Source organism: Methylobacter psychrophilus, from assembly GCF_025583945.1.
GTDB lineage: Bacteria > Pseudomonadota > Gammaproteobacteria > Methylococcales > Methylomonadaceae > Methylobacter_C > Methylobacter_C psychrophilus.
Genome location: NZ_JAOEGU010000007.1, coordinates 35,322 through 48,575 on the forward strand (window position 1 = coordinate 35,322; position 13,254 = coordinate 48,575).

Sequence of the window (13,254 nt, forward strand, 5' to 3'; positions counted from 1 at the left end):
TAATAAAATAACTTGTATCAGGAAAAACGCCATGACAGTCATTGATTATTTTTTCAACCGCAACCAACAAGATGAGCTTGCCAAACTCCAACTGTTATTAGAAAAACCAGGCATTGGTGTTATTTTTTTTGATGCCAATTTGGTTATTTCCAAAATCAGTCGGTCTACCGCCAAACTACTTAGGGAGAAGCAGCCGGTTTTTGAAAAAATAATGCCGGAATTTGATATCCAGCGGCTTGTTGGTACGCACCTTGAGAAGTTTACCGCTATTCCTGATCAGGTCTTTTCATTGCTGCGTAAACAGCATAAAGGTTGGTCCGATATAATTTCGATTGGCGAGGAAAACTTTCAGGTTTCACTATTGCCGCTCATTGACCAGAAAGGTATTTTTAATGGTGGAGTATTTGAATTTAGTTGTGTTACGGATCAATTGAAACAGGAAGCGGAAGCGGATCGATCAAAATCAGTACTCCACAATATGGTAACGCCGGTGATGACCTGTGATTCTGAGCGACGAATTACTTCGACCAATCCTTCACTAATTAAACTATTAAATCAATATAAAACAGAGCTGCAAAAAGTCTTTCCTGGTCTTGAGCCTGAAAAGCTAATAGGAGTCTGCATCGATAGTTTTCATCGTGATCCGGAGATGCAAAAACGCATTTTTGCCGATCCCGGCAAAATGCCGCACAAAACAACTATTCAGGTTTTGGATATGTCGTTTAATTTAACTGTTTTTCCCGTGCTGGATAAACAGAACCAGATTAATGGCTATGCAGTGGAATGGGTTGATTGCAGCGCAGAAGTAAAAGCCAATGCTGAAATTAAACGGGTCACCAGCGCTGCTATCGCCGGAGAACTTAGTGAGCGTATCAACACCACTCAACTTGGTGGTGTAATTAAAGAGTTTGGCGATTCGGTTAACCAGATGCTGGATGCCATTATTCAGCCGCTGAATATTGCTGCAGATTATGTCGATCGAATAGCTAAGGGTGATACACCGCCAAAAATAACAGACACTTATCATGGTGATTTTAATATTATTAAAAATAATCTCAATTTGGCTATTGATGGCATCAATGAGCAGGCGGCGGTAGCCAAGGCCATCGCTGAGGGTGATTTATCAGTGAAGATCAACGTCCGATCTGAAAATGATGTAGTGGCTACGAGTCTGATTCAGGTCGTTGATGTGTTGCAAGGTTTACAGAAAGAGCTTCAACGTCTTACCGAAGCCTCCAGTGATGGCTTGCTGTCCGAACGGGGTAAGCCGGCATTGTTTAAAGGTGCGTATGCCGAAGTTATTGGCGACGTTAACGACATGCTGGATGCCATTTTGCTCCCAATTGGCGAAGGCAATCGTATTCTTACGCAGATTTCCGACGGCAAGATTGACGAGTTGATTGCTCATACTTACAAGGGTGATCATGAGCTGATGAAGCAGGCAGTCAACAATGTGGCCATTACCTTGCAAGACTTGCAGAATGAGCTTCAGCGTCTTACCGAAGCTTCCAGGGAAGGGCTGTTATCTGAACGAGGTAAGCCGGCATTATTTAAAGGTACGTATGCCGAAGTTATTGGCGGCGTTAACGACATGCTGGATGCCATTTTGCTCCCGATTGGCGAAGGTAATCGTATTCTTGCACAGATTTCCGACGGCAAGATTGACGAGTTGATTGCTCATACTTACAAGGGCGATCATGAGCTGATGAAGCAGGCGGTCAACAATGTGGCCATCACCTTGCAAGACTTGCAGAATGAGCTTCAGCGTCTTACCGAAGCTTCCAGGGAAGGGCTGTTATCTGAACGAGGTAAGCCGGCATTATTTAAAGGTGCGTATGCCGAAGTTATTGGCGGCGTTAACGAAATGCTGGATGCCATTTTGCTCCCGATTGGCGAAGGTAATCGTATTTTGGGCATGATTAGCGGTGGCGACTTACGCCAGCGGGTAGAAATCTTGTGTAAAGGCGATCATGACAAGATGAAACAGGCCGTTAATGGCGTACATAGCTGGTTGTCTGATTTAATTGCTTATGTGACCAGAATTGCTAATGGAGATATGTCCGCAGAAATGGGCAAAGCCTCCAATGATGATCAGATTCATGAATGGCTAATGCTACTCAAGTTTAATATTCAGGCTTTGGTGAATGATGCCAATATGTTATCGGTTGCTGCCGCCGAAGGCCGATTACAAACACGTGCCGATGCCGGCAAACATCAGGGCGATTACCGAAAGATTGTCGAAGGCGTAAACAATACTTTGGACGGGATTATTCTTCCTGTTAATGAAGCCGTAGAAGTACTTTCTGCAATGGAGATGGGCGATCTTACCCGAACCATCAATGGTGATTACAAGGGTCAGCTTAAAGATTTTAAAGATACTATCAACAATACCATTGCCAAACTTTCAGAAGTTATTAGCCAGGTTAATGGAGCGGCATCCAATATAGCCTCGGCTAGTGAAGAGGTGTCTGCTACGGCACAAAACATGTCGCAAGCGACCAGTGAACAAGCCGCCTCGGTGGAAGAAACCAGCGCTTCCGTCGAACAAATGTCGGCTTCGATCAATCAGAACACTGAAAATGCCAAAGTTACTGATGGTATGGCAACTCAGGCTAGTAGCCAAGCAGTACAAGGCGGTGCTGCCGTTAAAGAAACCGTGAGTGCGATGAAGAGTATTGCCGGCAAAATTGGCATTATCGACGATATCGCTTATCAGACTAATTTGCTGGCTTTGAACGCGGCCATTGAAGCCGCCCGGGCTGGCGAACATGGCCGGGGATTTGCCGTAGTAGCCGCCGAAGTACGTAAGCTGGCCGAGCGTAGCCAGGTTGCCGCACAGGAAATTGGCGAACTTGCTTCCAGCAGTGTTGAGATGGCGGAAAGCGCCGGCAAGCTTCTGGATACGATTGTGCCTTCGATTAAGAAAACTTCCGATTTGGTACAGGAAATCGCTGCCGCTTCTGAAGAGCAATCGTCAGGCGCTGCCCAAATTAATACCGCAATGGATCAGCTTAACCAGATCACCCAGCAGAATGCCAGTTCTTCGGAAGAGTTGGCTGCTACTTCGGAAGAAATGAGCGGACAGGCCATGCAATTGCAAGAGCTTATGGCATTTTTTACCGTGGCTGATAACGGAGGTAGGGTATCAGTGACTCCCAAGACAATGCCATTCAAACCCACAGTAAAAAAACCGGGAGGGGCAAAACAGGTACCTAATGAAGCCGAATTCGTCAGGTTTTAGGAGTAGCTCATGAAAGCAATGACATCCGCAGCAAAGTTGCCAGCAACGGTGGCCGGCAGTCAAAATCAAGAAGAACAGCAGCAATATCTGACTTTTATGCTGGGTGGCGAAACTTATGCCATCAGCATATTGAGTATCAAGGAGATTATTCAACATAGTCAACTGACGGAGGTGCCGCGAATGCCCGATTTTATTCTGGGCGTCATTAACCTGAGGGGAGCGGTGGTGCCGGTGATTGATCTGAGTGCCCGTTTCGGCAAGCAGTCCGTTCAGGTAGGTCGGCGCAACTGCATTATTATCGTCGAAGTAAATACCGGTGAGGAGACCCAGAATGTTGGTGTGATGGTGGATGCGGTAAATGCTGTACTGGAAATTCCGACCCACGAAATTGAGCCGGCACCTTCCTTTGGTAATAATATTCGCGCTGACTTTATTGCCGGGATGGGCAAGATCAATGGCAAGTTTGTCATTATTTTAAATATTCAATATGTGCTGTCAATGGACGAAATGACGAGGCTGGCCGGGGAAGGTTATACTTCGGCAATTGAATTGAAGTCAGTGGAATAGCTACATCGATTTATTAATCAATAAAGCTTATACAGATACCATCCCTTCAATGGATGGTATCTGTTGACACGGGAATTATTTATCTAAAAATATATAGATCATTTCCTGCGAATAACATACCCGGCTTGCTGGTCTTTTTATTCATTTACTGTTTTGTCAAAATAGTTACGTAGTCAGAGCCTACGCACCTATTTTTCTATCGTGTAAATAAACCAAAATCCTGCGCCACTTGGGACTATTAATTCTTGGATATCACCTTGAGTCAAAAACAATTACGCGTGAAAAATTTTCCTGAACAATGATATCCAATACCAATAGATAGAATTAAAAATGACTGAATACAAGATATCCCAGACTAACCAGGCTTCTGTGACGGTGCAAGAAAAGGAACTGGCACAGTTTCGCGACCTTATCTACCGTATTGCCGGCATCAGTATGTCCCCTGCTAAAAACTCTTTGGTAGTTAGTCGCCTGGCGAAGCGACTTACGCATTATGGACTGACGAGTTACGGTGAGTATTTTCAACTGATTACTGCCGCCAATAAAGAAGCAGAACTACAAATGGCCGTAGATTTGCTCACTACTAACGAAACGCATTTTTTTCGTGAACCCAAACATTTTGATTTTCTGCAGCAGCATATTTTGCCGATGCGAAAGCCCGGAAAAACCTTTCGCATCTGGAGTGCCGCCTGTTCCAGTGGTGAGGAAGCATATAGTATTGCGATGCTGCTGGATGCAGTACTGGAACAGGCGCCGTGGGAAGTGGTAGCATCTGACCTTAGTTCCCGAGTACTGGAAAAGGCGCGTAACGGTCTTTACCCGATAGATGCCATGCTGAAAATTCCTCCACTGTATTTGTCAAATTATTGCCTTAAAGGCACAGGTAGTCAGGAGGGAGCTTTGTTGATTGAGCGAAAACTGCGTGAACGTGTGCAATTTAAGCAATATAACCTTACTGAAACAGCGCCGAAAATCGGTGAGTTTGATGTGATATTTTTACGCAACGTCATGATTTATTTTAATCAGGATACTAAACGGCAGGTGGTATCAAGCTTACTGTCGTTGTTACGCCCCGGCGGACATTTTTTTGTGGGTCATTCCGAAACGCTGAATGGCATAACCAAAGACTTACGACTGGTAAAACCAGCCATTTATCTAAAGCCTTGATATATGTATTCTTTTGCTCCTTTAAAGGTATTTCTTGGGCCCGGGGATTATTATTTTGGTAATCGGAATACTCGTATCAGTACCGTCCTGGGTTCCTGTGTCTCAATAACCTTGTGGCACCCTAAACTGCTGGTAGGAGGAATGTGTCATTACATGCTCCCTAAACGTGGCATTGATCACAGGATAGATGATTTACCTGCTCCGAATGGTCGTTATGCTGATGAGGCAATTGCCTTGCTGTTAAAGAAAATCGATGCCATTGGCGCTCCCCATAAGGAATATCAGGTCAAATTATTTGGGGGGGGGAATATGTTTCCTCGAAGTTCCGAAAACAGGATGCCCCATATCGGCCTCCAGAATGTGCAGGCTGCGCAGCAACTGGTAAATCAATATGGCTTTACTTGCGTGGCCGAACATCTGGGCGGCATTGGCTATCGCAATGTAATTTTTAAAGTATGGAGCGGAGAAGTTTGGATTAAGTACAGCAACGTGTCGCCACTTTTCGAATATGAACCCAAAAACAGGAACCTGGGATGACTCAGATAAAGGTATTAATAGTAGATGATTCTGCCGTGGTACGGCAGGTTTTGACAGCAACCCTATCACAAGATCCCGGTATTAATGTGATAGGTGCCGTTGCCGATCCGTTGTTCGCCATGGTGCGAATGCAGATGCAATGGCCGGACGTAATAGTGCTGGATGTTGAAATGCCGCGTATGGACGGCATCACATTTTTGAAAAAGCTGATGGCCGAACGCCCAACGCCGGTTGTCATCTGTTCCACGCTGACCGGAAAAGGTGCAGAAACTACCATGCAGGCACTGGCCGCCGGGGCGGTGAGTATCGTTACCAAGCCTAAAATAGGGCTTAAACAGTTTTTACAGGATGACTCGGAAAATCTGCTGGCTGCAGTCAAAGCTGCCGCGCGTGCCAATTTACGCCGACTGGTCAAATCATCTGCGGTAACGGTATCTGCTAAATTAACGGCAGATGCCATTCTTCCAGCCGCTCTCAACGCCATGGCTGAAACTACCGACCGGGTTGTTGCCATCGGAACTTCCACCGGCGGTACTCAAGCACTGGAATTTATACTGACGGCATTGCCTCGTGTCTGTCCTGGCATTGTGATCGTGCAACATATGCCGGAGAAATTTACCGGTGCTTTTGCTACCCGTCTAAATAGTCTCTGCCAGATTGAAGTACGTGAAGCGGCCAATGGTGACCGAGTGATGCCAGGACGGGCGTTGATTGCACAAGGGGGGCGACATATGCTGCTTAAGCGTAGCGGTGCGCAGTACTATGTTGAAATTGTCGAAGGACCACCTGTGAGTCGTCATTGTCCATCTGTCGATGTGTTGTTTCGCTCGGTAGCAAAGTGTGCAGGAAAAAATGCACTGGGTATCATCATGACGGGTATGGGGGATGATGGAGCCAAAGGTCTAAAAGAAATGTTTGATATGGGAGCCAGTACCTTGGGACAAGATGAAGACAGTTGTGTAGTCTATGGTATGCCTAAAGAAGCGTTAAAATTGGGTGCTGTAAATCGAGAGTTACCGCTAAGCCAGATTGCCCACGAAATTGTCGCATATGGTAGCAGGCGGTAGCTCAGTTATTACTCTCGCCCCTGATGTGGCTTGTTAAATAACGGTAAAGATTTAAACCTTAACAAAATAAAACCGTTAAAATAAATTGGTATGTTGCAAAAAGCTGTTCGTTTAAATAATAATAATGTAAATCCAACTAAATGAATATTAACAGGTAAATATAAATGGTAAATTACGCCTTCGACTTGGCATTATGGACAATCCTTTTTTTCATCACCGGAATGTATAAGCCTCAGTGGCCCCTGTTCTTTTTGAAAAAACCTGACAGATTTATGATTCTTGTGATAACAACGCTATTTGTTATGGCCACTTTTACGCTTTATGGTGAAGGCGAGCGGCGTGAAAAAATAGCTAAACAACCTGTCGCAAAAATAATCACTCCACCACGAGTGGCTGTTCCGGTTCCCGTTCCTGCCCTGGAAAAACCGGCGACTAAATAAATTCTTCTCGTATAGTTTATTGTAAAGGAAGTTTCATACTACAGGTAGACTATCTACTATAGGCAAGACGTGACGGCATTATAAAAACTGTTACGTCTTACCTATAGACTTTCAGATAAATAATTTCGATGCCAACGGATACCATCCCTTCAAGGGATGTTATCCGTACGGGCTCAAAATTTAATGTAATGGAAATTTAATTTCTGAAAGACTAAAAGCAGTTTCTCACCGGAACCTAAATATCTTTTAATAAACAGTTTTGCTCAGAGTCTTGCATCAGTTTATTGAAGGTATTGACGGCATTCATAAATAATCTCTCCTGATTCATATCCGGTAGGTGATTTTGTCCACACTGCTCCAACGCATCGATAATATAACTAATAGTGAGAATATTGATATCGACTGCGGGCTGGTAAACTTCATCATCTTCGTTTAAATTTTTATACTCGACAATAATATGACTGCTGATTAAATTTAATAATACCGGTTGAATAATCGCTATTGGGATAACCAGTTTTGTTGCTATTTCAGTAGCGGTTAAGGGCTTGTTTAATTGCGTAAAATTTTTGATAATTAAATGCGTAATTTGTAGGGCAATAACTTTTTTTAGGGAGAAACTTAAATCAGAAAATCGGTTATTATTTCGATAAATTTCATAATTCTGTAGAAAAAAAGCGATTTCGCAACCAAATAAATCAATCATCCAGCCTGTTTGTAACCAGACGACAAATAAAGGCAAGGCAGCAAAACTACCGTAAATGGCATTATAACTGGATGCGCCAATTTGCAGGCTTAGATAAGCCCATTGCGACAGGTGATATAAAATGCCGGTAACAATACCGGCAATTATTCCGGCCCGGTAATGTATTTTATGATTGGGCATAAAAATAAAGATAAAGGCAAATAACGCTATCATAAGCACTAAAGGCGACAAGGCCAGGCCTCTTAAAACCAGCCAGGTACCAAATTCCGGCAATTCAATAACAGTAATTAACCAGGTTATTTTTGTTTTCAGGAATACCGTAATACTACTGGATGCGATTAATAAAACGGGAGCCAACAGCATGAGCGATAAATAATCGCTAAATTTACGACTGATTGAGCGTCCTTTACCTATTTTCCAGATAAAGTTAAAGGACTCTTCGATGTTGCCGATTACGTTGATAATGGTCCAAAACAGCACAACAATACCAATTCCTGCAACAACTTCGCCTTTAGTACTCTCCAACAGATTTTGTGCAAAACTGATTAGCTCCAGTACCATGGTGTTTTGATCCGGCGAATGCTCAAGTAATTGTTGTTCCAGCATGGCTTCAAAACCAAAACCTTTGGCGATGCCAAATAGCATGGCAATAACAGGCACTATCGACAGTATGCTATAAAGCGTTAATGCCGATGCTCTGAGTGGACACAGATCACAGGAGAAGCCCTGAACAGATAAGATAATAATTTTTAACGACTTGATAACGGTCGCTTTAAATAGTGACAGCTTTTGCTCATGTATCAGCCATATATCTTCTTTAATAAAATTAAACAGATTAATTTTCATTGGCTGATTGTATGCATTTTAAGGAAAGATGATTTTTTATTAAACAGGCATGTCAGAAAGTTGCCTGGAATAATGCAATTAATTTAACCGTTAATGCCGTAGAGATAAAGTATTTTTATTGGAATTGAATAAAGGCAAATGCTGCTTTAGTAGGTAAGCTTTAAAAGCTATTGAGGTCTTCAAATTTTTTGGGTGGAGTTGCAAACTTGGATTGCTATCCAGATTTAAGCTGCTGAAATATTCAAATTACAGTGGAGTTTGACGTTTCCGACGGTTGATTACACCAAAAATCACCAGTCCACTACCAAACAACCAGATAGCTGCGGGTACTGGTACTAAAGAAGGAGCAACAATGGAAAAATTAACAGGGTTGGAAGTCGTGTTGGCACGGCCACCACTACTTCCACCGCCGCCACTAGCACCACCACTATTATTGCCGCCCCCAGACTTTCTGGTAACTGTTTGATTTGATGTGGGTTTGTTTGGCGCAGATGCAGGAGGTGACTGGATTTTGTTTATCTGGCTAAGAGTAGGACGGCCGGTGATAATATTTGATGAGTAATTAAGCCCGGTGAATAGGCCTTCATAAAAATTGGCTGTTGATTCAGAAATACCGTTACTCTGTTTAATAGCGGTGTATAAATCAAAAGCAGGGTTTTTAGGATTAAAACTTGATCCAGACGACCCAATACTTGAATTAGATAGTGTCAAATTATCATATGAAAAAAGCGGCGAAAATACTTCGCCAGCCAGCTGACTACTTCTAGTTACACCAAAAAATGTGTAATTAATGCTTGATGCTTCGGATATTGGTGAAAGCATTATCAATACCCAGCAAAAACTGGAGGCGATAGCCGCTTTTGAAAACCTGTTCATATGCTTGTCCTGTAAATGGGTTGCAAAACCCCATTGGTATCGTAACTCTATAATTGTAAGCAGTTACGACTATAAAAGTAATTATTTAATTACAGATATATAATTTTTCGAGACTATAACAGGATTTGCAGTTATTTGCTTACTTTTTAAAGGTTATTGAAATTTTATGTACGCCGATCAGGGTTACAAGGCGCGACCGACCGCGAAATTAAAGCTCCTAAAAATTCAGATTACAGTGCAAGTTGACGTTTACGGCAGCTGATCATGCCAAAACCTGCCAAGCCAGTGCCAAACAACCAGATAGCTGCAGGTATCGGTATGGAAGAAGGAACAACAACAGAAAAATTAACAGGATTCGAAGTCGTGTAGGTATAAGCACCGCCACCGCCACTGCTGCCACCATTATTTTTACTGCTGCCACCCCCAGGGTTTTTTGTAACTGTTTGATTATATGTTTGTTTTTTGTTTGAATAGCTAAGAGAAGACTGGTTATCGGTTATCCGGCTAAGAGTAGGACGACCGGTGACAATATCCGATCCGTAGATAAGACCGGTAAACAGGCCATCAAAAAAATTGGCTGTTGATGTAGAAATACCATTACTCTCTTTAAGAGCAGTATATAAATCAAAAGTAGGGTTGTTAAAATTTGAGTTCAGTCCAGACGTTCTATTACTTGCTTCACCTGGATTAGATAGTGTCAAATTATCATATGAAAAAAGAGGTGAGAATACTTCACCTGCCAGTTCACTACTATTGGTTACACCAAAAAATGTATAATTAATAGTTGACGCTTCGGATATTGGTGAAAGCAGCATCAATAGGCAGTAAAAACTGACGGTGGCAGCGGCTTTTGAAAACCTGTTCATATTTCTTGTCCTGTTAAAGGGGATAAGTTTCGCCCTCCGCAGTTATTGCAAATCAATTGTCGTAAGCCGTTATGACGATAAAAGTAATTATTTAATTATCAATAATTCACTTTACTAAAGTGTGATAGATTTTGTAAATATTTGCTTACTTTTTGATGGTGTTGAGGTCTTAAAATTTACCGGTCAGGGTTACAAGTCCCGACCGGCAGAGAAATTAAAGCTGCCAAAAATTCAGATTACATTGCAAGTTGACGTTTACGACGGCTGATCATACCAAAACCTGCCAAGCCACTGCCAAACAACCAGATAGCTGCGGGCACCGGTACGGAACTGGGAGCAGCGGGAGTGATATCTACATAGGTAATATCACCATAGCCACCGCCAGTAACTTCATATGCCATATTATATTGATCATAGGCAAAATAAGGACTCGTATCGCTAATCAAGGAAACTGTAGTCTGATTTGCTAGGGTCTCGGATACGTAATTTACGCCTTGGAATTCTCCGTTCATAAAAATGGCTTCTGGTGTGGCAGTCGCAAACTTCGTTGTTAAATTATAAGTTTTACTATTAAAGTTAAAACTTATTGCCGATAGATTAATCTTTACCTCGCCGGTACGGCTAGACAATGATCCTGCTGAGTCGTCGTATGAAAAAGAAAAACTACCAGTAGACAATAGGGACCCGGGCAGAGAACCGTAAGAGTCAGCCACACCATCAAAATCGTAACTATAACTAGTCATTGATGCTTCAGATATTGGAGAAAGCATCATTAATACGCTGCAAAAACTGACAGCGGAGGCAACTTTTAAAAACTTTTTCATCATATTTTCCTGTTAAGTTAAAAATTCTGTTACCGCCATCCATGAGCAGGAAGGCGGTGTTTTAGATAGGATGTAACCCGCTTAGAAAATAAAATCAGCTGCGGTTAATTTAAAGTTGGCTTTTTCCTCAGCTGTGCCAGATGGATTTACTATGACCAGCGCATTTGTGCGACCAGAGGCCGGTCCGCTCGGTTTGATATAAACCGTTATAGCGTTGTTGGTGTCTCGAGAGCTTAAAGTGACCCAACCATCAGCGATCGGATCAACTCCAAGATAGTTGAGAGTTTTCAGCAACGTAGTCAGGACTATCTGGTCTTTAACCATCAGATCAAAAGTATTTTTAGATGGATCCAATGGAAATAATGGATCGACTATTATCCCCTGCGAAAAATCTGTGATGGTATCTTTACCATCCCCGGCATTGAGGTAGACAAATTGGTCGGCACCCAAGCCACCAGTTAAAGTATCACTACTACGAAATCCTGTGATGATATCGTTACCGGTTGTTCCAATTATTGTATCTGGAGCATCTGATGGTGCTATTGGTTTACCAGCATTAGGACCAGAAGCGGGAATGTAGGTTGTTAATGTTGTTGGAGGAACATAAGCGCAGGCTGCCGATAAAGTTAATACCGGATTAGCGGTGTTGGCCGTAAGGGTAACAACTCCTGCACCGGAGGCTGCCATAGTGCCTCCGACATTGGAAGTTGTTGCCGTGATTGCGCCGGTGACAGAAGAAATAGTGCCACCTAGAGTGACTGAGGTCATGGTGACAACGCCGGCACCGGAGACCTTGACATTGCCGCGAATCATGCTGCCGGCACCAACCGTGACCGCGCCATCGCCGCTGCTAATGTTGCCACCGACTTTTACACCGGTTGTCAATGTGGTGACGCCAGCACCGGTGACATCGATATTGCCGCAAATACGGCTAGAGGCTCCGACATTAACCGCGCCAGCACCGCTGCTGATACTGGTGGCTTCTATATTTCCCCCGAATGTGATAACGCCAGTAGGGCTTGTTACCGTGCCGACCACGCTACCTGCTCCTACGGTAACAGCGCCGGCACCAGTGGCAATGTTACCTATCTTGTTATTGGCACCGATGGTGACCACGCCGGCACCTGTGGTGATTTTACCGTAGGAATTTCCGCCCAGCATAACCCCTGGGCCTGTGGTCACAGCACCAACACCACCATCGATATTACCATCGATTGCGGTGTTGGCACCCAAGGTAACGACGCCGACATTGGCGATGATCTTGCCATGCACTTTGCCGCCGGCACCAATGGTGACGGCGCCTTTATCGGCCTTGATATTACCACCAATCTCGACATCGCTACCTAAGGTCACTACACCGGTGGGAAGGGTGGTAGTGAGGGTGCCTCCGAGAACGCTTGTCGGGCCGATATTGACTGCTGCGGTGGCGCTCACGTTGGCGTTCAGCTTTGAGTTGGCACCAACAGCGAGTGCGCCATTAAGCACCAGAGTTAGATCAGAAGCAATATCCCCGGGTGCTGCATTGATTAAGTTTCTTTTACCGGTCGTGAATGCCCCACTGAAGGTGATCGTGCTTGCCTGTGTGACGCTAATGGTATCGTCGTCTCCCAGCGTTAATACGCCGCAGGTATATTGATTTTGACTGGGGAGCGGAACTACCGCGCAAACGGCCGGTAAGTTGCCAGGGAAATTGTAATCCGCTGCCTGTGCTGATAATCCGGTCAATAATAATGCAGGTACCGCAAGGAGCATGAATCGTCGTAAAGTCGTTTCTTTTTGCCCGGCTATTTTGTTTAGTGGTGAAGTGTTATTTTTCATATGAGTCTCATTGAGAGTTATTTAATAAATGGGCCATACCCATGTGCTTTATAAATACTAATCCCTAAAATAGCTGGGTAAAGATTTATAGCGAGTTAAATAGTTGATTTTTTAAGCCTATTTAGTAATTTGTTTTAAAAAGTTTTATTTGTTTACTTGACTGGTGGCTAGGATATAGTAAAAATTAACGTATGGCTCTATTTGAATTGTAACGAAATGTAACAAGATGATAGTTAGGTGATGTAACGAAATGTAACAAGATGATAGTTAGGTGATGTAACTAAATATAACAATATACAAGA

The 13,254-nt window shown here is 43.4% G+C and carries 11 protein-coding genes; 6 read left to right on the plus strand and 5 right to left on the minus strand.

Going from position 1 to position 13,254, the window contains the following annotated elements:
• Positions 1-31 precede the first annotated feature (31 nt).
• The 6 genes from N7974_RS05415 (at position 32) to N7974_RS05440 (ending at position 7,019) form a co-directional block, all read left to right on the plus strand.
• Entirely contained in the window at positions 32-3,241 is a 3,210-nt protein-coding gene (locus N7974_RS05415) for a methyl-accepting chemotaxis protein (protein ID WP_262964630.1), read from the plus strand.
• A gap of 9 nt (positions 3,242-3,250) precedes the next feature.
• Entirely contained in the window at positions 3,251-3,808 is a 558-nt protein-coding gene (locus N7974_RS05420; protein ID WP_262964631.1) for a chemotaxis protein CheW, read from the plus strand.
• Between the two features lie 330 nt (positions 3,809-4,138).
• Complete coding sequence (locus N7974_RS05425) at positions 4,139-4,975, plus strand: CheR family methyltransferase (RefSeq protein WP_262964632.1); 837 nt, start codon at positions 4,139-4,141, stop codon at positions 4,973-4,975.
• Between the two features lie 153 nt (positions 4,976-5,128).
• The gene (locus N7974_RS05430) at positions 5,129-5,512 is read left to right on the plus strand and encodes a chemotaxis protein CheD (RefSeq protein ID WP_262964633.1); all 384 of its coding nucleotides are present in this window, start codon (positions 5,129-5,131) and stop codon (positions 5,510-5,512) included.
• Positions 5,509-6,579, plus strand: a complete 1,071-nt coding sequence (locus tag N7974_RS05435) for a protein-glutamate methylesterase/protein-glutamine glutaminase (RefSeq protein ID WP_262964634.1) — start codon at positions 5,509-5,511, stop codon at positions 6,577-6,579. The genes N7974_RS05430 and N7974_RS05435 overlap by 4 nt, the downstream gene beginning before the upstream one ends.
• 302 nt (positions 6,580-6,881) lie before the next feature.
• The gene (locus tag N7974_RS05440) at positions 6,882-7,019 is read left to right on the plus strand and encodes a hypothetical protein (protein WP_262964635.1); all 138 of its coding nucleotides are present in this window, start codon (positions 6,882-6,884) and stop codon (positions 7,017-7,019) included.
• 235 nt (positions 7,020-7,254) lie between these two features.
• Here the strand turns inward: N7974_RS05440 and N7974_RS05445 are convergent, their stop codons facing one another.
• From N7974_RS05445 to N7974_RS05465, 5 genes are all read right to left on the minus strand, one after another.
• On the minus strand, positions 7,255-8,568 hold the full coding sequence (locus N7974_RS05445) for a YihY/virulence factor BrkB family protein (protein WP_262964636.1): 1,314 nt from the start codon (positions 8,566-8,568) through the stop codon (positions 7,255-7,257).
• 246 nt (positions 8,569-8,814) lie between these two features.
• The gene (locus tag N7974_RS05450) at positions 8,815-9,390 is read right to left on the minus strand and encodes a VPLPA-CTERM sorting domain-containing protein (protein ID WP_262964637.1); all 576 of its coding nucleotides are present in this window, start codon (positions 9,388-9,390) and stop codon (positions 8,815-8,817) included.
• Between the two features lie 284 nt (positions 9,391-9,674).
• Entirely contained in the window at positions 9,675-10,310 is a 636-nt protein-coding gene (locus tag N7974_RS05455) for a hypothetical protein (RefSeq protein WP_262964638.1), read from the minus strand.
• Positions 10,311-10,546: 236 nt separating this feature from the next.
• Complete coding sequence (locus N7974_RS05460) at positions 10,547-11,137, minus strand: VPLPA-CTERM sorting domain-containing protein (protein WP_262964639.1); 591 nt, start codon at positions 11,135-11,137, stop codon at positions 10,547-10,549.
• A 78-nt stretch (positions 11,138-11,215) separates the two neighbouring features.
• Positions 11,216-12,952, minus strand: coding sequence for a beta strand repeat-containing protein (locus N7974_RS05465; protein ID WP_262964640.1), 1,737 nt, complete (start codon positions 12,950-12,952; stop codon positions 11,216-11,218).
• Between the last annotated feature and the right edge of the window lie 302 nt (positions 12,953-13,254).